The sequence below is a fragment of the Pseudomonas sp. LD120 genome, from assembly GCF_009861525.1.
Lineage (GTDB): Bacteria > Pseudomonadota > Gammaproteobacteria > Pseudomonadales > Pseudomonadaceae > Aquipseudomonas.
The window spans coordinates 175183-194548 of record NZ_WVHL01000001.1 but is presented as its reverse complement, the minus strand read 5'-3'; the positions used below and the strand labels follow the sequence as shown (position 1 = coordinate 194548).

Annotated in this window: 16 protein-coding genes and 1 pseudogene; 6 read left to right on the top strand and 11 right to left on the bottom strand. The window is 62.3% G+C overall.

Annotated features, from left to right (window positions below):
- Positions 1-3: 3 nt before the first annotated feature.
- From PLD_RS00945 to PLD_RS00910, 8 genes and pseudogenes are all read right to left on the bottom strand, one after another.
- A complete protein-coding gene (locus tag PLD_RS00945) occupies positions 4-660 on the bottom strand; it encodes a DedA family protein (protein ID WP_159889027.1) in 657 nt (218 codons plus the stop codon).
- Positions 661-895: 235 nt separating this feature from the next.
- The gene (locus tag PLD_RS00940) at positions 896-1354 is read right to left on the bottom strand and encodes an N-acetyltransferase (protein ID WP_159889025.1); all 459 of its coding nucleotides are present in this window, start codon (positions 1352-1354) and stop codon (positions 896-898) included.
- 107 nt (positions 1355-1461) lie between these two features.
- Positions 1462-2286, bottom strand: a complete 825-nt coding sequence (eutC, locus tag PLD_RS00935; RefSeq protein ID WP_159889023.1) for an ethanolamine ammonia-lyase subunit EutC — start codon at positions 2284-2286, stop codon at positions 1462-1464.
- 11 nt (positions 2287-2297) lie between these two features.
- On the bottom strand, positions 2298-3692 hold the full coding sequence (locus tag PLD_RS00930; RefSeq protein WP_159889021.1) for an ethanolamine ammonia-lyase subunit EutB: 1395 nt from the start codon (positions 3690-3692) through the stop codon (positions 2298-2300).
- A 51-nt stretch (positions 3693-3743) separates the two neighbouring features.
- A complete protein-coding gene (locus PLD_RS00925; RefSeq protein WP_159889019.1) occupies positions 3744-5939 on the bottom strand; it encodes an ethanolamine ammonia-lyase in 2196 nt (731 codons plus the stop codon).
- 30 nt (positions 5940-5969) lie between these two features.
- Positions 5970-7406: an ethanolamine ammonia-lyase reactivating factor EutA gene (locus PLD_RS00920; protein ID WP_159889017.1), complete on the bottom strand. Its 1437-nt coding sequence runs from the start codon at positions 7404-7406 to the stop codon at positions 5970-5972.
- A 24-nt stretch (positions 7407-7430) separates the two neighbouring features.
- Positions 7431-8710: pseudogene (eutH, locus tag PLD_RS00915) on the bottom strand (ethanolamine utilization protein EutH).
- 194 nt (positions 8711-8904) lie between these two features.
- Positions 8905-10425: an aldehyde dehydrogenase family protein gene (locus PLD_RS00910; RefSeq protein ID WP_159889015.1), complete on the bottom strand. Its 1521-nt coding sequence runs from the start codon at positions 10423-10425 to the stop codon at positions 8905-8907.
- A 376-nt stretch (positions 10426-10801) separates the two neighbouring features.
- On the opposite strand from PLD_RS00910, the gene PLD_RS00905 reads away from it, so the two are divergent.
- The 4 genes from PLD_RS00905 (at position 10802) to PLD_RS00890 (ending at position 15116) form a co-directional block, all read left to right on the top strand.
- Positions 10802-12721, top strand: a complete 1920-nt coding sequence (locus tag PLD_RS00905) for a sigma-54-dependent Fis family transcriptional regulator (RefSeq protein WP_159889013.1) — start codon at positions 10802-10804, stop codon at positions 12719-12721.
- Between the two features lie 136 nt (positions 12722-12857).
- The gene (gene mpl / locus PLD_RS00900; RefSeq protein WP_159889011.1) at positions 12858-14207 is read left to right on the top strand and encodes a UDP-N-acetylmuramate:L-alanyl-gamma-D-glutamyl-meso-diaminopimelate ligase; all 1350 of its coding nucleotides are present in this window, start codon (positions 12858-12860) and stop codon (positions 14205-14207) included.
- On the top strand, positions 14204-14836 hold the full coding sequence (gene ubiX, locus PLD_RS00895; RefSeq protein WP_159889009.1) for a flavin prenyltransferase UbiX: 633 nt from the start codon (positions 14204-14206) through the stop codon (positions 14834-14836). The genes mpl and ubiX overlap by 4 nt, the downstream gene beginning before the upstream one ends.
- The gene (locus PLD_RS00890; RefSeq protein WP_159889007.1) at positions 14829-15116 is read left to right on the top strand and encodes a YceK/YidQ family lipoprotein; all 288 of its coding nucleotides are present in this window, start codon (positions 14829-14831) and stop codon (positions 15114-15116) included. The genes ubiX and PLD_RS00890 overlap by 8 nt, the downstream gene beginning before the upstream one ends.
- A 42-nt stretch (positions 15117-15158) precedes the next feature.
- Here PLD_RS00890 and PLD_RS00885 read toward each other — a convergent pair whose 3' ends face one another.
- From PLD_RS00885 to PLD_RS00875, 3 genes are all read right to left on the bottom strand, one after another.
- Entirely contained in the window at positions 15159-15800 is a 642-nt protein-coding gene (locus PLD_RS00885; protein ID WP_159889005.1) for an oxidoreductase, read from the bottom strand.
- 28 nt (positions 15801-15828) lie between these two features.
- Positions 15829-17547: a C13 family peptidase gene (locus tag PLD_RS00880; protein WP_159889003.1), complete on the bottom strand. Its 1719-nt coding sequence runs from the start codon at positions 17545-17547 to the stop codon at positions 15829-15831.
- Positions 17548-17650: 103 nt separating this feature from the next.
- The gene (locus PLD_RS00875) at positions 17651-18106 is read right to left on the bottom strand and encodes a MaoC family dehydratase (RefSeq protein WP_159889001.1); all 456 of its coding nucleotides are present in this window, start codon (positions 18104-18106) and stop codon (positions 17651-17653) included.
- A gap of 178 nt (positions 18107-18284) precedes the next feature.
- On the opposite strand from PLD_RS00875, the gene PLD_RS00870 reads away from it, so the two are divergent.
- Both PLD_RS00870 and PLD_RS00865 read left to right on the top strand, forming a co-directional pair.
- Positions 18285-18647, top strand: coding sequence for a CidA/LrgA family protein (locus PLD_RS00870; RefSeq protein ID WP_159888999.1), 363 nt, complete (start codon positions 18285-18287; stop codon positions 18645-18647).
- Positions 18644-19360 (top strand): LrgB family protein, encoded by a 717-nt coding sequence (locus PLD_RS00865; protein WP_159888997.1) that lies wholly within the window; start codon positions 18644-18646, stop codon positions 19358-19360. Before PLD_RS00870 ends, PLD_RS00865 begins: the two co-directional genes overlap by 4 nt.
- Positions 19361-19366 lie beyond the last annotated feature (6 nt).

Genomic DNA, 19366 nt, shown 5'->3' with positions numbered 1-19366 from the left:
GGCTTAGTGGGTTTCGGCTTTTTCAGCGCTGCGGCCAAAGCGGCTGCGCAGTACGCCAACGATCATTGGCACCAGGGACAGCAGGATGATGCCCACCACCAGCAGCGAGAGGTTCTTCTTGATGAACGGCACGTTGCCGAAGAAGTAGCCCAGGGTCACCAGGCCGCCGACCCAGAGGATGGTGCCGGCGACGCTAAAGGCGAAGAACCGTGGGTAGGGCATGCGGGCCACGCCGGCGACAAAGGGGGCGAAGGTACGGATGATCGGCAGGAAGCGCGCCAGGGTCACGGTCTTGCCGCCATGCTTTGCATAGAAATCGTGGGTTTTCTGCAGGTAGTCGCGGCGGAAGACCTTCGAGTTGGGGTTGCTGAACAGCCGTTCTCCCGCCGTTCGTCCGATCACGTAGTTGGTGCTGTCACCGAGGATCGCCGCCAGCATCAGCAGGCCTCCCAGCAGTACCGGGTCCATGCCGCCGCCAGCGGCTACCGCGCCGGCGATGAACAACAAGGAGTCGCCCGGGAGGAAAGGCATCACCACCAGGCCGGTTTCGCAGAAAATCACCAGAAACAGGATGGCGTAGATCCAGGGCCCGTAGTTGGTCACCAGCATGTCGAGGTAAACGTCGAGATGAAGGATTAGGTCGATCGGGTTGAAATCCATGGGGCACCTGTGGTGGCAGCCTGGCTCGGCAGGCCTGTGCGATGACTCGGAGAAAGGGACTACAAGGATGTGTAGATTTTCTTACGATTCGAAAGGGTCGGCATTATAAAGGCTGATAGGTGAAATGCGTGTTCAGATTGTAGCGGGGCGTTTCGGCGATTGATCGCGGCAGGCTAGGGGGGGCTACAGCCATGCCCGACAAAATGAAGCGGCCCGCAGGCCGCTGTCTGGCGGCTCAGTCGTCGCTGAGTGGCAGGATGTAGTTCTTGAACTCCGAGTCTTCGCGAAAGCCCATGGACTCATAGGTTTTCTGTGCCACTTCGTTGTTGCTGCTGGTGGATACCCGCAGACGCACGGCGTTGCTTTCCTTGGCCATTTTCTTCGCGGTACGCATCAGGTTATCGGCCACCAGTTGGCGACGGGCGTCTTCGGCGACGTAGATGTCGTTGAGAATCCACACGCGCTTGAGGGACAGGGAAGAGAAGCTTGGGTAGAGCTGGCAAAAGCCCAGCAGTTTGTTGCTGTCGTCATCGGCCAGGGCCAGGTAGATCACTGATTCCTTGCGGCGCAGGCGCTTTTCCAGAAACGCCCGGGACGAGTCCGGGTAAGGCAGGGCGCCATAGAATTCACGGTATTTGACGAATAACGGGGTCAACAGATCCAGGTGCTCGAGGGTTGCTTGAGTAATCCGCATGGGTGGCTCTCAACTTCAAGTGGATGTGACGGCACAGGGTGGATGACTCGGGCAGCCGTGTTGCGATGCTGCCCAAAGCGGCGAAAAAGCGCAATTGTCTTGCAGAATCACGCTTGAGGCGGCCCCAGAAGGAAGTTGCCCTTCATGTCCGCCGTTGTGTCGCTGTCCAGCGTCTGCACTTGCGCTTCATCTTTGAGGTTAACCCCTGACAGTTGTCGACGGCAGGCTTCACGCATCAAGTACAGCAGGCGATGGGCGGCCATGCCATAGCTCAGGCCTTCCAGGCGCACATTGGAGATGCAGTTGCGATAGGCGTCGGTGAGCCCGACTTTCGGCTGGTAGGTGAAGTACAGCCCCAGGCTGTCGGGGGAACTGAGCCCGGGACGCTCACCGATCAGGATCACGGTCATTTTCGCCCCCAGCAGCTCGCCAATCTCGTCGGCCACCGCCACCCGGCCCTGTTCCACCAGGATCACAGGCGACAGCGACCAGCCTTCGGCGGCGGTCTGTTCTTCCATGCGTGCCAGAAAGGGCAAGGTGTGGCGATGCACCGCCAGCGCCGATAGGCCGTCGGCCACCACCACCGCCAGGTCGACGCCGCCAGGATGAGCGCTGGCATAGTCGCGCAGGCTCTGTGCCGACTCATCGCTGAGGCGCCGCCCGAGGTCGGGGCGTTGCAGGTAACTGTGACGATCCGTGGCGGCGCTGTGGACCAGCAGGCTGTCGCGGCCGCGTTCCGCCAGTTGCGCGCTTAGGCTCGCGTGGTCGAAGGGCAGATGCACGGCGTCCCTGGCTTGGGCGTGGGCGAACTGGAAGTCCAGTTGTGCGTCGGTGGGCAGGCTGGTGCCAGTGCGGCCCAGGGCAATGCGTGCCGGGGTCAGGCGGCGCAGTTCCAGCCAGGGGTTTTGCGAGTCGGTCGGGTGTTTTTGCATGAACCTGTTCCTTATCCCAACTGGGCCAGTGCCTGGCGAAAGGCCGGCGGCAGGTTGTTGCCAAAATGCACCTTGCCGTCGGCCTGGGTGAAAATGCCGGTCCTGGCCAGCCATTGCTCGAACTCGGGCGCAGGTTTCAGGCCCAGGGTCTGGCGAGCGTAGAGCGCGTCGTGGAAGGACGTGGTCTGGTAGTTGAGCATGATGTCGTCGGACCCGGGGATGCCCATGATGAAGTTGATCCCGGCCACGCCCAGCAGGGTCAACAGGTTATCCATGTCGTCCTGGTCGGCTTCGGCGTGGTTGGTGTAGCAGATGTCGCAGCCCATGGGCACGCCCAGCAGCTTGCCGCAGAAGTGGTCTTCCAGCCCGGCGCGGATGATCTGCTTGCCGTTGTACAGGTACTCGGGGCCGATGAACCCCACCACGGTGTTCACCAGGAACGGTTTGAAATGCCGGGCCACGGCGTAGGCGCGGGTTTCGCAGGTCTGCTGGTCAATGCCGAAGTGGGCATTGGCCGACAGGGCGCTGCCCTGGCCGGTTTCGAAGTACATCAGGTTCTGCCCGAGGGTGCCGCGGTTCAGGCTCAAGCCGGCCTCGTAGCCTTCCTGGAGCACGTTGAGGTTGATGCCGAAGCTGGCGTTGGCCGCTTCGGTGCCGGCGATCGACTGGAACACCAGGTCCAGGGGCACGCCGCGGTTGATTGCCTCGATGGAGGTGGTGACGTGGGTCAGCACGCAGGCTTGGGTGGGGATCTCGTAGCGCTGGATGATGGCGTCGAGCATTTCCAGCATGGCGCAGATCGAGGCGATGCTGTCGGTGGCCGGGTTGATGCCGATCATCGCGTCGCCGTTGCCGTACAGCAGGCCGTCGAGAATGCTCGCGGCAATGCCCGCCGGCTCGTCGGTGGGGTGGTTGGGTTGCAGGCGGGTGGACAGGCGCCCGCGCAGGCCCAGGGTACCGCGAAACTGTGTCACCACGCGAATTTTCTGCGCCACCAGGATCAGGTCCTGCACGCGCATGATCTTCGACACGGCGGCGGCCATTTCCGGGGTCAGGCCCGGGGCCAGGGCCCGCAGGCTTTGCTCGTCGGCGGCGTCGCTGAGCAGCCAGTCGCGAAAGCCACCCACGGTCAGGTGGCTGACCGTGGCGAAGGCCTCGCGGTCATGGGTGTCGATGATCAGCCGGGTGACTTCGTCGGACTCATAGGGAATCAGCACCTCTTCGAGAAAGTGCTTGAGGGGGATATCCGCCAGGGTCATCTGGGCGGCGACCCGCTCGCCGTCGTTGAGGGCGGCGACCCCGGCCAGAAAGTCCCCGGAGCGGGCCGGGCTGGCCTTGGCCATGACGTCCTTGAGGCTGTCGAAGCGATAGGTCTGAGAACCTACGCTGTGGGAAAATTGGGCCATCTCAGTCTCCGTTTCAACGATGTAGGGGCGTTGCCGAGTGCTGGCGGATCATCAGGATGCCACCTTCTTCAGCAGGTTTTCCAGACGGTTGCCGGCAGCCCGGTGGTGGAGGATGGCAAAGGCCTTTTCCGCCACCAGGCTGCCGCCTTCCAGCGGCGGCAGGCCCCCGCTGTAGATGTTCGAGATCACGGTGTATTCGTAGCGAATGTCCGGGTTGCCGCTGAACTGGGCGGCGGCGCGGCGTGCCTGGTCGTCCGGCAGGCGGTAGCCCAGGTAGGCGGACATGCTGCGCGAGGCCAGGGCATCGCCGCCGGGACGCTCGCCGATCAGCACGATGATCAGTTGCGGTTGCAGGGCTTCGCCCACCGACTCCGCCAGCTTGACCCGGCCATAGGGCGCGAGGATCGGCTGGCCGATGCGCAGCTCGCGACTCTGCAGGCCATCCAGCAGCACCGGCAGCAGTTCGGGAATGTTGTGGTGGATGGCTTCGGCGCTGAGGCCGTCGGAAATCACGATCTGCACGTCGTTGTATTCCGGTTGCAGGCGCCGCAGCACCTCCTCGGTCAGCCGCGCGCCCAACTCCGGGTCTTGCAGGTGAGCCAGCTTGTCCGGGGCGGCGGTGCGCAGCTCGCGCAGGGCAATGGCGCCGATTTCGCTGGGGCGCAGGTCGACGTAGATCGCCTCTCGGGCCACCGCGAGGTTGGCGCGCACGGTGCGCGACACCGCGTTGGCCGGGCGTGGGCCGGCGTTGTCAAAGCCGTAGGTGGCCGGGGTGGACTCCAGCAGGCGCTGGAAGTCGATGTCCGACTCACAGAAAATCCGTGGGTTGCCCCAGTTCGGTCCGCGCTCCACGTTGCCGTGGGCATCCTCCTGGAAAATCCCCTTGCCCAGGGCCCAGCGCAGGTATTCCGGGGCCGGCGCCAGGTCGTGGACTTCGCGCAGGGTCTGGTTGTCGTGGGCGCTGGTGTCGAAGTAGGCGAGCATGCGGTCGGTGCTCAGGTACACGTCCATGAAGAAGTTGGCGCCGGCGGCGGTCAGCAGTTCGGTGGCCATCTGCTGGCCTTCCAGGGTCACCTGGGAATGCAGGGTGTAGCAGGGCGCCATGCCCATGGGCAGCCCCAGCAACTTGCCCATGAACTGGTCCTGCAGGCAGGAATAGGTCATCTCGAAGTTGTCGAGGTGGGTTTCCGGGCCGATGAAGCCGGTGACGTTGTTCACCATGTACGGCCGATAACGCCGGGCCAGCCCGTAGCACAGGGCTTCGCAGGTGGTCATGTCGATGCCTTCGTGCTTGCCGTAGGTCAGCTCGCTGCCCTGGCCGGTCTCGAAGTACATGAAGTTTTCTGCAACATCGCGCAGCGGGCCGCGCTCGGTCATGGTCTGCCAGGCCTGATCCAGCAACTGCACGGTGACGTCGAACTCGTCGGTCAGGGTGCGTTCGGTGCCGGCCAGGCTCTGGAACATGATTTCCACTGGCGCGCCCTGGTCGAGGCAGGCCAGTTGGGTCTTGATGTGAGAGAGCACGCAGATTTGCGTCGGCGCTCCGGTTTCCCTACGCAATTTATCCAGGTGACGCAGGGTGGCGCTGATGTTGTCCACGGTGTCGATGGCCGGGTTAAGGCCGATCAGCGCGTCCCCCGAGCCCATGCTCAGGCCGGTGTAGACCAGCAGCGTGATGCCGCTGAGGTTGTCGGTGGGATGGTTGGGCTGTAGCCGCGACGACAGAGTACCGGGCAGGCCCACCAGGGTCCTGGCCTTGGCCGCCGCGCCGCTCTTGAGCTTTTTCGACAGCAGGATCAGTTCATGCACGTCCAGCAGCTTGGCCAGGGCCGCCACCATCACCCCGGTCAGGGCCGTGCCGATGCGGCGTATTTCAGTGCCATGGCTGCGCAGCAGGCGATCTTTCAGGGCGCCCAGGGTCAGTTGGGCGATCTCGCCGAAGACCTGGTGGTCGATGTCGTAGTTGACCTGCATGACACTGTCGATGCGGCCGTGGCGGTCGGTCAGCGGGTGCTGGAAGTAGTGATCCAGGGTCAGCTCGGAAAGCACCTTGCGCGCCGCCTCGCGGGTGATTTCATCCACCGCCGCCAGTCCCGCTACGCGGTCGCCGGCCTTGCTGATATCGGCGGCGCCAAGCACCGCCTTGAGGCTGGTGAACTGGATCTCGCGGTCCAATACCCGGGTGCCATAGGCCCGTTCGGCAGGCACGTTGGGGAGGCGGATCTGCTGCAGTGCGGTGAGTGACATGGCAAGAAACTCCTTGGCCGACATCGGCATTTAATGCACCCCGTAAAAGGCGACGGGCACGATGTGCTGATGGGGTTTTCCCAGGTTGATGAAGTGCGCCGAACGCTCGCGCACTTCGTCGATGACGATCAGGTTGCAAGAACTGCGCCCCCAATCCGTGGCGTAGTTGCCCAGGACCTTGCCGACGTTGCTTTCCAGCAGCAGCACCAGCGGCCATTGAGGTTCGGGCTGGGCGGCGCCCAGGGCCCGGCACAGCAGGGCGCCCAATTGACGGATTTCCCCCAGGCCCGGCGCCTGGCCGCCGTCGAGCAATTGCAGGCAGGCGCCGTCGCGACTGCTCAAGGCCAGGGCCAGAGCGTCGTCCAGTTGTTGCTGGCTGGCGCTGACAGGCAGGCGAGCGACAATGGGCAGGTCCTTGAGGGGCAGTACCTCGGGCTGGGGTAGAAACAGGGTGCTGCCGGAAATTTCGGTGTTGTGCAGGGTCAGGCCGTAGACCGTGGCCCGGCCGCGGTTTTCCGGCACCAGGCGGCTGGCATCCCGGACCAGTCGCGGGTGGCGGGCGATAGCCAGGGCCAGATCGATGCCCAGGTCGCCGTAATAAGTGGTGCCAGGCATGGGTTCGCCTTGCAGGTGGCGATAGAGCAGTTCGCCCACACCACCGGAAAAGGTCAGGGCCGGGTGGGCCTTGTGTTCGGGAAGAATCAACGGCAGTTGTTCGGTCAGTTGGCCCAACGGGCCGGTAAAGAAGGTGCGATCACCTTCGGCAATGGCGACCAGGGCGTCGACGTACCAGTTGACCACCGCATCCCGCTCCGGGCGGTCGAGCGGGTGCCCAACGGTCTTATGGATCTGCAGGTGATCAAGCAGCGCCCGGCCGAATTCCGACAGCGCGCTGAGGCGATAACCACCCGGTTCGAACTGCAAGTGCCGGGCGCCGATGAAGTGGCAGCCGCTGGCCAGGACATTGCCGTCCAGGCCCCAGGCGGCGTTGGTGGTGCCGCCGCCGATATCCAGGTTGAGCAGCGGTTGCCATGGATGACAGCGGCTCAGGGTCGAACAACTGCCCATGAACGCCAGCCAGGACTCCAGCCCGCCATCGTCGGCGCGGGAGATCAGTACGTTGCCGATCAGTTGCTCCACTCGTCGTGTCAGGGCCTGGGCGTTGTGCCGCCGCGCCGCCAGGCCGGTAATGATCACGCCTGCGGAAAACAGCTGTTGCGCGCACACGCCGGCCTGCTCAAGCCAGCATTCGATCAGGCCCTGGATCGCCGTTTCATCGATGATCCGGTCCTTGAACGGGGTAAACACCGGCTCGCTGCGAAACAGCACCCGGGGCTCGTTGAGGGCCATGCGTCCGGTGACGCAATGGCTGCTCAGGCTGGCCTGGGCGATCAGCGCGCTGCTGGTGGTGGAGCCGAAGTCCAACCCCAGCAGCAAGACCGGTGCGCCGCCCGTAACGGTTTGCATGCAGGCTTCCTCGCCGCGCTGCGGTCAGGCCGTGGCTTTCTGGCCGCCAGGTTCCGGGGTTTCCAGCGTCGTGCCGCCCAGGTACTCACCTTCGGCGATGATTCCGGCGGCCCGATCCTCGGCTTCCAACTGCAAGGCCTTGGGCACCGACAACCAGTAGGCCAGGCCCACTGCGACAAAGCCGGCGCTGATCTTGCCGATCAGTACCGGCAGGATGATGGTGGGCTGGAAGTTGGCGGTGAACGACAGGTGATCCCCCAGCAGGAACGCGGCGCAGACCCCGAAGGCAATGTTGATCACCTTGTCCTTGGGGGCATGAAGCGCACCAGGCGGAACATGGCGAGGATGTTGGCGATGGTGGCCAGCATGCCGGCACTGCCTACGGCGCTGAGGCCGATCTTGCCGCCGAGGTTCTCCAGGGGTTTGCCCAGGTATTTGCGCAGCAGATAGACCATGGGGAAGGCACCGGCCAGCATGATGCCGATGTAGCCGGCGGTTTCCAGGGCGCGGGTCTGGTCTTCGGCGTCGGCAATGATCGGGTGGAAGCCCCAGCCGCCGAACACCGCGGAGAAGGCTCCGGTGAAATACTCGACGATGGAGAACACCAGCACCAGCTTGATCGCCGCATCCATGGCTCGGCCGAAGACGATGAAACCCTTGATCATCATGTCCGGCAAAAAGCGCAGGCCCAGGGCCAGGGCCACGACGAAGGTCAGGATCGGCAGCAGGTTGGCGAAGATGCTGCCCAGGCCCAGGGCCAATTGATAGCTGGCTTCGCCGTTGGTGCTCACCAGTTCGCGTACCACTGGGTTGCTGAAGGCCAGGATCAGGCTGGCGATCATCACCCCGATGGGGATGGTGAGGATGCCGGACATGATCCCCAGGGCCATGTACTTGTGGTCGCGTTTATCGAGCATCGCCAGGCCCATGGGAATCGAGAAGACGATGGTGGCGCCGCCCATGAAGCCGGTGATCAGCGCCATCACCAGGGCTTCCTTGCTGGCGGCCAGGGCCGAGGCCAACTGATAGCCACCCATGTCCGAGGCGATGATCATGGTCGCCGCCAGAGCCGGGTCGGCGCCCAGGGAATTGAAGAATGGCCCGAAGACGGTTTCGATGACCACGGTGAGATAGGGAATGGAAGCCATGATTCCCGCCGCCGGTACGAAGATGTAGCCGGTGGCATGGATGCCTTCCATGAATTCTTTGCCCAATCCTCGTTCGCTGTCATAGATAGCGGCGAAAGCGCCGAGTACCGCGCAGAGCATGATGAGGTAGAGCACGTAGTTGCCGATCTGATCCATTGCGTTGGTCCCTTTTTATTATTGTTCAGGCTCTCTTGAGTGAGCCAGGGGCTGTATGCACGACTGTTTTGGCGCAGAACTTCCGACAGCAGTGTCCCGTCCGGCTGGCCATCGGCAGCGGATCCGAGAAGGTGAGCGGGCGCGGCGCGGGCCGCAAAAGGCCTCCCGACGACCAGGGTCGCCGGGAGGATCGATCAGAAGAAGCCCAGTGGGTTGATGTCGTAGCTCACCAGCAGGTTCTTGGTCTGCTGGTAGTGGTCGAGCATCATCTTGTGGGTTTCACGGCCAACGCCGGACTTCTTGTAGCCACCGAACGCGGCGTGCGCCGGGTACAGGTGGTAGCAGTTGGTCCACACGCGGCCGGCCTTGATCCCGCGGCCCATGCGATAGGCGCGGTTGATGTCGCGGGTCCAGACCCCGGCACCCAGGCCGAACTCGGTGTCGTTGGCAATCGCCAGGGCTTCGGCTTCGTCCTTGAAGGTGGTGACGCTGACCACCGGGCCAAAGATCTCCTCCTGGAACACACGCATCTTGTTGGTGCCTTTGAGCAGGGTCGGCTGGATGTAGTAGCCGCTGGACAGGTCGCCTTCGAGTTTCTCCACCTTGCCGCCGGTGAGCAGCTGCGCGCCTTCGTTCTTGGCGATGTCGAGGTAGGAAAGGATCTTGTCGAACTGCTGCTCAGAGGCCTGGGCGCCGACCATGGTGTCGGTGTCCAGCGGGTCGCCACGCTTGATCTGTTCGATCTTCTTCATCACCACTTGCATGAATTCGTCGTAGATCGATTCCTGTACCAGAGCACGGGATGGGCAGGTGCAGACTTCACCTTGGTTGAAGAACGCCAGGACCAGGCCCTCGGCGGCCTTTTCGATGAACTTGGGTTCGGCCTGCATGATGTCTTCGAAGAAGATGTTCGGCGACTTGCCGCCCAGCTCCACGGTCGATGGAATGATGTTCTCGGCGGCGCATTTCATGATGTGCGAGCCCACCGGGGTCGAGCCGGTGAAGGCGATCTTGGCGATGCGCTTGCTGGTGGCCAGGGCCTCGCCGGCTTCGCGGCCGAAACCTTGCACCACGTTGAGCACGCCCGGTGGCAGCAGGTCGCCGATCACTTCCATCAACACGGTGATGCCCAGCGGGGTCTGTTCGGCGGGCTTGAGCACCACGCAGTTACCCGCGGCCAGGGCCGGGGCGAGTTTCCAGGCGGCCATCAGGATCGGGAAGTTCCACGGGATGATTTGCCCGACCACGCCCAGCGGTTCATGGATGTGGTAGGCGACGGTGTTGCCGTCGATTTCCGCGGCGCTGCCTTCCTGGGCCCGCAGGCAACCGGCGAAGTAGCGGAAGTGGTCGGCGGCCAGGGGGATGTCGGCGTTCAGTGTCTCGCGTACCGCTTTGCCGTTGTCCCAGGTTTCGGTGATGGCCAGCAGTTCCAGGTTCTGTTCGATGCGGTCGGCGATCTTCAGCAGGATCAGCGAGCGGGCCTGCACCGAGGTGGCGCCCCAGGCATCAGCGGCGGCATGGGCGGCGTCCAGCGCCTTGTCGATGTCTTCGGCGGTGGAGCGGGGGAATTCGGCAATGGGCTGGCCGTTGACCGGCGAAGTGTTGGTGAAGTACTGGCCTTTGACTGGCGCGACGAATTCGCCGCCGATGTAGTTACCGTACTGGCTCTTGAACGAAACGATAGCGCCTTCAGTACCGGGGTGTGCGTAACGCATGGTGGGTATCTCCTGGCTTTTATGCTTATGGGGGAGGACGCGCTGTCGCGCATATCAAGCGTAGAGCAAAGGTCGGGCCAGCGTGATGCGAGGCCCGTGTATCAGGGGGTTGCGGATGTTTCGATACCCCGCGGAGCCTGGCCTGTGACGGATCTGGTACAGCGCGTAGTGACAGTTTGTAACCTGGATGGCACAAGCTGTGACTCACGGGTCAAGCCACCATTGCAATGAAACGGCGGCTGGAGGATGCTGGTCCGCATGCCCAATCTGGTCAGATTTATCTGGCGAACTGCCTCCCGCTCTGAGGCGATTGCTGTCCGACAGCGGCGGCGGTGTTCCATCTGAGCGTGACCGCGCAGCAGGAGAATAATAAGAAATGCACAGCAGTAATCACTTGAGTCGGCATGCCCAGCAAGTGCTCACGGTGGCCCAGGGCAAAGCGCACCTGCAAGGGCCCGGCAGCGACCCTTCGATCGCCCGTTCCTGGTTGCGCTGCCTTAAGGACTATCACCTCGACCCGGCCCAGGTCATGGCGCCCACGGTGCTTGAGCATGGTCGTCTGCTGGAGAGCCGCGAACGTCTCAAGGATGTGTTGCAAATCGCCGGCACCGAGATGAACCACCTGCATCAGCAATTGTCTGGCGCCGGGCATGCGGTGCTGCTGACCGACGCCCGAGGGGTGATCCTCAACTGCATCACCGCTCCCAGCGAGCGCAAGATTTTCGAGCATGCCGGGCTGTGGCTTGGCGCCGACTGGAGCGAGGCCCGGGAGGGCACCAATGGCATCGGCACCTGCCTGGTGGAGCGTCAGTCGCTGACCATTCACCAGGGCGAGCACTTCCGTGGCCGGCACACCGGCCTGACCTGTTCCGCCAGCCCGGTGTTCGACCCTCATGGTGAATTGCTGGCGGTGCTGGATGTGTCGTCGGCGCGCCAGGACATGTCCCGCCAGAGTCAGTTCCACACCATGGCTTTGGTCAATCTCTCGGCGAAAATGATCGAGAGCTGTTATTTCCTGCGTTATTTCGAAAACCAATGGCTGCTGCGCTTTCATCTGCAGGCCGAGTCGGTGGGCCTGTTCAGCGAAGGGTTGCTGGCCTTTGACGGCGAGGGACGGATTTGTGCGGTCAACCAGAGTGCCTTGAATCTGCTGGGGCATGTTCGCGGCGGTTTATTGGGGCAACCGGTGGAGCACTTTTTCGACTGTTCCCTGGATGAACTGCTCAGCCGCGCCAGTATCAACGCCAGCGCCAGTTGGCCTTTGCGCACCCGTGATGGGCGGCGCCTGTTTGCCCTGTTGCGGGGGCAGCCGCAGCCGGTCTCGCCGCCAGTGCGGCAAGCGCCGATTGTGGTGGTGCAACCGAAGACCACGGGTATCTGCCTGGGGGATGAAGGGCTGCAGAACGATTTTCGCCGGGCATCCCGGGTGTTCGAGCGCGATGTGCCGCTGTTGATCAATGGCGAAACCGGCTCCGGCAAGGAAGCTTTTGCCAAGGCCGTGCACCAGGGCAGTGCCCGTTCGGATAAAACCTTTGTCGCCCTCAATTGCGCGGCGATTCCGGAGAGCCTGATCGAGAGCGAACTCTTCGGTTATCGCGGTGGCAGCTTTACCGGCGCGCGCAAGGAAGGCATGCGTGGCAAGTTGCAACAGGCCGATGGCGGCACCTTGTTCCTCGATGAAATCGGCGACATGCCCCTGGCCCTGCAGACGCGTTTGCTGCGGGTGCTGGAAGATCGCCTGGTGGTGCCGATTGGCGGTGAGCCGCAATCGGTCAACGTGCGGATCATCAGCGCCACCCACCGGGATCTGCTGGAGCGGGTACGTGATGGCCGTTTCCGCGAGGACTTGTATTACCGGCTCAATGGCCTGGAGATCGCCTTGCCGGCCTTGCGTGAACGCAGTGACAAGTCTCAGTTGCTGGATTTTCTTCTGCTCGAAGAGGCCGGCGGGCAGCAGGTGACGCTGGATGAGGCCGCGCGTCAGGCCCTGCTGGGTTATGAGTGGCCGGGCAATGTGCGGCAATTGCGCAACGTGCTGCGGACCCTCGCGGCGCTGTGCGAAAACGGCCGTATCGGTCTGGAGGATCTGCCGCCCTTGATCCGACAGAGTCGCACGGCGCCGGTTGGCGAGCCGGCTGCCGAAGCGCAGGAGCGCCCCCTGGACGACGCCGAGCGGGTTGCGCTACTGGCAGCCCTGGAGCAACAGCGCTGGCACATGACCCATACCGCCGAACAGTTGGGGGTCAGCCGCAACACCCTCTATAGAAAGCTGCGCAAACACGGTATTGCGCGTTAAACCGCACCTGTGACCGCCGGTACAGGGCCGCTTGCCTTGTGCCAGCAGCGGCAAGCTCAGCAGCCTCCCGGTCAGCTAATGGGTGCGATTTACAGCCCTCTAGGCTAACCTGCGCCGATGTTTTATGAGGTCGACTATGCACATCCATATTCTCGGTATCTGCGGCACTTTCATGGGGTCGATGGCGGTTCTGGCCAAAGAGTTGGGGCACCACGTCACCGGTTCCGACGCCAACGTCTATCCGCCGATGAGCACTCAACTGCAAGCTCAGGGCATCGAGCTGACGCAAGGCTATGATCCTGCTCAGTTGGACCCTGCGCCGGATCTGGTGGTGATCGGCAACGCCATGTCCCGGGGCAATCCAGCCGTGGAATATGTGCTGAACAAAGGGCTGCCTTATGTCTCGGGTCCGCAGTGGCTGGCCGACCATGTGTTGCAAGGGCGCTGGGTGCTGGCAGTGGCCGGAACCCACGGCAAGACCACCACCAGCAGCATGCTGGCCTGGGTGTTGGAACATGCGGGCATGAGCCCGGGCTTCCTGATCGGTGGGGTGCCGCAGAATTTCGCGGTTTCGGCGCGCCTGGGTGGCACGCCGTTTTTTGTGATCGAGGCCGATGAGTACGACAGCGCTTTCTTCGACAAGCGCTCGAAGTTTGTCCATTACCGTCCGCGCACGGCGATCCTCAATAACCTTGAGTTCGACCATGCCGATATCTTCCCTGACCTGGCAGCCATCGAGCGGCAGTTCCACCATCTGGTGCGGACCATCCCCAGCGAAGGCCTGGTGATTCACCCGACGACCGAGCCGGCGTTGCAGCGGGTGATCGAGATGGGCTGCTGGACGCCGGTGCAGACCACCGGTGTCGGTGGCCAGTGGCAGGTCAAGTTGCTCAGCGCGGATGGCTCGGCCTTTGAAGTGATGTTCGAAGGCGTGCGCCAGGGCGTGGTGGAGTGGGAGTTGACTGGCCAGCACAACGTCGCCAATGCCCTGGCAACCCTGGCGGCGGCTCGTCATGTCGGCGTGGTGCCGTCCATGGGGATTGCCGGCCTGAGTGCGTTCAAGAACGTGAAGCGGCGCATGGAGAAAGTCGCCGAAGTGCACGGTGTGACTATTTATGACGACTTCGCCCACCACCCGACGGCCATTGCCACCACCTTGGACGGTCTGCGTAAACGGGTGGGCGATGCGCCGGTGATTGCCATCATCGAGCCGCGCTCCAACTCGATGAAGCTCGGCGCGCACCGTGACGGGCTGCCGGAAAGCGTCAATCAGGCTGATCAGGTGATCTGGTACGCGCCGGCCAATCTGGGCTGGGATTTGGCGGCCACGGCCGCCTTGTGTTCGGTACCCTCGATTGTCAGTGACTCCCTGGAAGGCATCATCGCGCGGGTGAAAAGCCAGGCCAAACCCGGCACCCAGGTGGTGATCATGAGCAACGGCGGTTTCGGCGGACTACACGGCAAACTGGCTGAGGCGCTGCAATGAACAATGGCCCGGACCGCATTACCCTGGCCATGACCGGCGCCTCGGGCGCTCAGTACGGTTTGCGTCTGCTCGATTGCCTGGTGCGCGAGGATCGTGAGGTGCATTTCCTGATTTCCAAGGCCGCACAGTTGGTCATGGCCACGGAAACCGATGTCTCGCTGCCACCCAAACCACAGACGATGCAGGCTTTCCTTACCGAATACACCGGTGCGGCGGCGGGGCAGATCCGCGTTTATGGCAAGGAGGATTGGATGTCGCCGGTGGCTTCGGGCTCCGGCTCGCCAGCGGCGATGGTGGTGGTGCCGTGTTCCACCGGGACCTTGTCGGCGATCGCCACCGGAGCCTGCAACAACCTGATCGAACGCGCTGCGGATGTGACCCTCAAGGAGCGTCGGCAACTGATTCTGGTGCCCCGGGAAGCGCCGTATTCGAGCATCCACCTGGAGCACATGCTCAAGCTGTCAAACATGGGGGTGACCATCCTGCCGGCCTCGCCGGGTTTCTATCACCAGCCGCAAACCATCGATGACCTGGTGGATTTCGTCGTGGCGCGGATTCTCAACCTGCTGAATATTCCTCAGGACATGTTGCCGCGTTGGGGCGAGCATCACTTGAGCTGTGATGAATAAATCCCTGTTGATGCTGCTAGCGGTTCTGCAACTGAGCGGCTGTGCCTCGGTCCGCACCCTGAATGCTGCCAAGCCGGGGGCGCCGTTGGTGTACTCGGGAACGCGTCTGGATTGGTATGCGTTGCAGGGCGGCTGTTGCGCCATGGACCGTTTTGGTGCCGAGGCACCGCGCTATCCGGGGGTGGACCTGCCGGCCAGTGCCTTGCTCGACACGCTGTTACTGCCGTTGTCGGTGCTGACGGTGTTGGGGGTTGGGTTTCAGGCTACGGGCGGGTTGTAGTGCTTCGCCAGGCGGTCACGAGGTGTCTGCCTGGCGAGTTCATCATTTACCCAGTTTGCGCAGTTCGTCGGACTCCACAATCCGCGTACCGCTTTGCTCTTCCAGGGCCAGGCGCCACATGGCACGGGCCAGTTGGCAGGCCTCTATGCCGTGGTATTTACCTGGAATAAGCCGCGATAGCGGGCCGACCAGTTGTTCGCCCAGGCGTGGTTCAATTCGATCCCCCAGCAGCAGCGAAGGGCGGCAAATGGTCAATTGTGGCCAGCCCTGCTGTTTCAGGGCCTCTTCCATTTCGCCTTTGACCCGGTTGTAGAAGATCGACGATTTGGGGTCGGCACCCAGCGCGCTGACCACGATCAGGTGGCGTGCGCCCATCTCCAGTGCACGCTTGCCGAAGGCCACCACCAAGTCCAGGTCTACCGCGCGAAAGGCTGCCTCGGAACCGGCCTGCTTGATGGTCGTGCCCAGGCAGCAGAAGGCGATTTCCACCTCACCGCTCAGTTGCGGCAGAACGTTCGCAGGATCGCCCACGGGGTTTTCCAGGCGCGGATGCTCGCTCAATGGACGTCTGCTGGGTGCGAGGACGCGGACAATGGTAGGCTCGTTGAGCAGGCGGTCGAGCAGTTGTTCCCCGGTCAGCCCAGAGGCCCCGGCGAGCAAGATATGCTGAGGTGTCAAGTACATAGTCATTCCCCCTTGATACAGTTTCAGCTTAGTTGCTCTGTGTTTCCTTGCTGCCTATAGAGACACTTTGCAGCGCTTTTCGTGCCTGCTGCTTACGCAATTGTTGCCAGTGCGCAATGACACCTTTAGGTGCCCATATCTGGGGCTCCGAGGCTTCGAAGTTGTCGGCCTGTTCGCGTTCAGCCACGGTCGCCCTGGCGAGTTTGAATGCATGCTCCAGGTCGTCGGTCTGGTTCAGGGCCTGGGCGAACAGGGCATCGCCAAAGTAGGTGAAGTCGGCTTCTTCCGAGCAACCAAAAGACACTCGGTCGGCCTTGGAGGCGGTCATGATCAGGGTGCGCTGGTCCTTGAGTGCCGGGATGAAGCCTCCGGAATAGCACGACGAGATGACGATGATCTTGTCGCGATTTTTCAGCGGGTCCAGCGCGCTGGCCAGTTGGTCGGTGGGTAGGTCCGCCAGTTCCAGGCGCGGTTGGTCAAGCACCAGTTCGTGGGTGCTGCTGCCATGACTGGTGAGGTAGATGAATACCAGGTCTTCAGGCCCGGTGCGTTCGGCCAGCGTCACCGCAGCGCGATGCAGGTTTTCCCGGGTGGCCATGGGCCGGTTCATCATGTGGTCGCGGTGATTGACCAGGCGGATCTGGCCGTAAGCGCCGAAGCGACTGGCGAGCATATTGCTGACGTAGTCGGCTTCACGCAAGAACACGCTTTGCTTGCCGTCGCCAGCCAGGGTCAGGCTGTACAGCTCGATGGCCGGGGTGGACGCGGGCACGGCATCGAGGGCCTCCTTGAGCAGAGGCCCCTGGACCAGCAAGGCGGTTTCCAGTGGATCGGGTAGCAACCTGCCGTCAGCGTCGCGCACACGCAGGCCGTTCTCCCACTCACCGCTTTGCACAGTGCCGTCACGCAACACCAATACACCGTGGCCCTGATAGTTGTCGCTGTCGAAACCACCGATGTAGAAGCTGCCGTCACTGAGATTCAGACGGCCTTCGCCGCTGAAGCGCCAGTCGCTGAAGGTGCCGACATAATGGCTGCCGTCGGCTCCGATCAACTCGCCTTTGCCGCCCAGGGCGCCGTCCTTGAATTGGCCGATCCATACGTCGCCGTCGGCATTTTCGTAGCGGCCCTTGCCGTTGAGCTGGTTGTGTTTGAAGCCGCCGACGTAGATATCGCCTTCAGCACTGTTGAAGGTGCCAGTGCCTTCCAGTTGGCCGTTGACGAAGTGCCCGGTGAATTGATTGCCGCTGGCATCGCTGCGCTGGCCTTCGCCATTGGGCTTGCCTTTGGCGAACTGCCCCTGGTACTGGCTACCGTCGTCCAGTTCCAGGTGCCCCAAGCCCGAGTAGAGATCGGCCTTGAACTCGCCGCGGTAGAGCATGCCGTCTTCCTTGAGGGTGCCTTCGCCGTCCCGGCGGCCGAATTTGAAGCCGCCGCTGTAGTGGCTGTCCTTGGTGGTCAGGGTGCCCTGTCCGTGGAACAGCCCTTGCTGGAACTGGCCACGATAGGCCTCGCCGTTGCTGCCGTGCCATTCCCCTTGACCATGCCACTGACCCTTGTCGAACTGACCGGCATACCAACTGCCATTGGGGTAATCGATGCGTCCCTGCCCTTGCAGCAGCCCGTCGACCAGATCGCCACGATAACGCCCACCGTCCGGCAGGCGAGCATCGGGCGGCAACAGCGATTCGCCGTCGCCACAGGCGCTGAGTAAGAGGGCCAAAACCAAGGGTGCAAGTGGGCGCATATCAGGTTCCGAATAATTAGGGGACCGAGTATGCCGTAGCGGTGTGACTTATATATAGAGAGGTTGAGCGAAACAGCGTGAGCTGTTTCGCATCAGGGAACATTCAGACGAAGCAGAGCGAAAGAGGCTCGGCGATATAAGCGGGTTTTTCCTGGCCGTCGATTTCCAGGGTGGCGGTGGCCTTGAGCAGCCATTGGCCGGGTTTCTTCTCGGTGACTTCTGTCAGCTCGACTTTGAGACGCACTTTGGAGTCGACTTTCACCGGCTGGATGAAGCGCACGCTGTCCAGTCCATAGTTGACCACCATCTTCAGGCCTTCGGGCAATACGAGGATGTCTTCCATCAGTTTGGGGATCAGCGAGAGGGTCAGGAAACCGTGAGCGATGGTGCTGCCAAAGGGGGTTTTTGCCGCTTTGACCGGGTCGACGTGAATGAACTGAAAGTCGCCGGTGGCTTCGGCAAACAGGTTGATACGCTCCTGGTCAATGGTGAGCCATTCGGAACATCCGAGTTCCTTCCCGACATAATCTTTGAGCTCTGCAACAGGAACATAGGGCATTGAGACTCTCCTTGGTTCAACGATTTTTTAGTATTGGGCGCATTCTTGTGCGATCCGAAACTTCCACTTTAGATCATCATGGTGATCCTTCCCGGTAAACATCCATGCTTATGGCGAATGCCGGTTCATAGCGCCTGCGTGCTTATAATGCGCCATGGGATCTGGCGGGAGAGGCGGTATGTTGTTACGCGGTTTGACTTGGCTGGTGCTGTTCCAATTACTCGGGACGGCACTCAATCACCTGGTGTTGCCCGTGCTTCCCGGCCCGATTATCGGCCTGTTGCTGATGCTGGTTTTTCTGGTGGTGCGCGGTGAGGTCGGCGAACCGTTGAACCTGGCTGCCAGCAGCTTGTTGCGTTACTTGCCGCTGTTGTTGGTGCCGCCGGCTGTTGGGGTAATGGTTTATGCCCGGGATATTGCTGCGGATTTCTGGGCCATCGCTGGTGCGCTGGTGCTGTCGCTGGTGATCTCCATGGCCTTTGTCGGCGTGCTGATGCAGCGCCTGGTGAGGCGTCAGGCGGGTAGGGAGGACAGCCAATGAACTTAGATTGGCAGGGCGCCTGGGCGGCGGTCATTCATCATCCCCTGTTTGGCATTGGCATCACGCTTGGCGCTTATCAACTGGTGCTCGCCGCGTTCGAGAAGACCCGCTGGATGTTCCTGCAGCCGGTGCTGGTGTCCATGTTGTTGGTCATTGGTGTGCTGCTCGGCTGTGGGCTGAGTTACGCCGAGTACCGGAAAAGCACGGAGATCCTGAGCATTCTGTTGGGCCCGGCCACGGTGGCGTTGGCGGTGCCGCTGTACCTCAATCTGCGACGCATCCGCCAATTGTTCTGGCCGATATTGACTACGCTGGTGGTGGGTGGGGGATTGGCCACCAGCCTGGTGGTGCTCTTGGGGTGGTGGTTCGGCGCCGAGCCCATGATGCTCATGACCATGGCGCCCAAGTCGGTGACCTCGCCCATCGCCATGTTGGTGGCCGAGCAGATCGGTGGAGTCGCGGCGCTGGCGGCAGTGTTCGTTTTGATCACCGGTGTGATTGGGGCGATTTTTGGTCCTGGTATTCTCAATCGACTTGGGGTTCATGGACCCGAGGCGCGGGGCATGGCCTTGGGCATGACCGCTCATGCGGTGGGCACTTCGGTGGCGCTTCAGGAAAGTGAGGAGTGCGGCGCTTTCGCGGCGCTGGCAATGAGTCTGATGGGCGTGGCCACGGCGGTACTGCTGCCGTTGGCGGTGTCTTTGCTGGTTTAAGGATAG

Bases quoted from the DNA above. Each gene is read 5' to 3' on its own strand.
- PLD_RS00865 (WP_159888997.1), top strand. From the start codon at position 18,644: ATGAACTTAGATTGGCAGGGCGCCTGGGCGGCGGTCATTCATCATCCC.
- mpl (WP_159889011.1), top strand. From the start codon at position 12,858: ATGCACATCCATATTCTCGGTATCTGCGGCACTTTCATGGGGTCGATG.
- PLD_RS00930 (WP_159889021.1), bottom strand. From the start codon at position 3,692: ATGGCCCAATTTTCCCACAGCGTAGGTTCTCAGACCTATCGCTTCGAC.
- eutC (WP_159889023.1), bottom strand. From the start codon at position 2,286: ATGCAAAAACACCCGACCGACTCGCAAAACCCCTGGCTGGAACTGCGC.
- PLD_RS00940 (WP_159889025.1), bottom strand. From the start codon at position 1,354: ATGCGGATTACTCAAGCAACCCTCGAGCACCTGGATCTGTTGACCCCG.
- ubiX (WP_159889009.1), top strand. From the start codon at position 14,204: ATGAACAATGGCCCGGACCGCATTACCCTGGCCATGACCGGCGCCTCG.
- PLD_RS00920 (WP_159889017.1), bottom strand. From the start codon at position 7,406: ATGCAAACCGTTACGGGCGGCGCACCGGTCTTGCTGCTGGGGTTGGAC.
- PLD_RS00910 (WP_159889015.1), bottom strand. From the start codon at position 10,425: ATGCGTTACGCACACCCCGGTACTGAAGGCGCTATCGTTTCGTTCAAG.
- PLD_RS00905 (WP_159889013.1), top strand. From the start codon at position 10,802: ATGCACAGCAGTAATCACTTGAGTCGGCATGCCCAGCAAGTGCTCACG.
- PLD_RS00880 (WP_159889003.1), bottom strand. From the start codon at position 17,547: ATGCGCCCACTTGCACCCTTGGTTTTGGCCCTCTTACTCAGCGCCTGT.
- PLD_RS00885 (WP_159889005.1), bottom strand. From the start codon at position 15,800: ATGTACTTGACACCTCAGCATATCTTGCTCGCCGGGGCCTCTGGGCTG.
- PLD_RS00875 (WP_159889001.1), bottom strand. From the start codon at position 18,106: ATGCCCTATGTTCCTGTTGCAGAGCTCAAAGATTATGTCGGGAAGGAA.
- PLD_RS00945 (WP_159889027.1), bottom strand. From the start codon at position 660: ATGGATTTCAACCCGATCGACCTAATCCTTCATCTCGACGTTTACCTC.
- PLD_RS00925 (WP_159889019.1), bottom strand. From the start codon at position 5,939: ATGTCACTCACCGCACTGCAGCAGATCCGCCTCCCCAACGTGCCTGCC.
- PLD_RS00890 (WP_159889007.1), top strand. From the start codon at position 14,829: ATGAATAAATCCCTGTTGATGCTGCTAGCGGTTCTGCAACTGAGCGGC.
- PLD_RS00870 (WP_159888999.1), top strand. From the start codon at position 18,285: ATGTTGTTACGCGGTTTGACTTGGCTGGTGCTGTTCCAATTACTCGGG.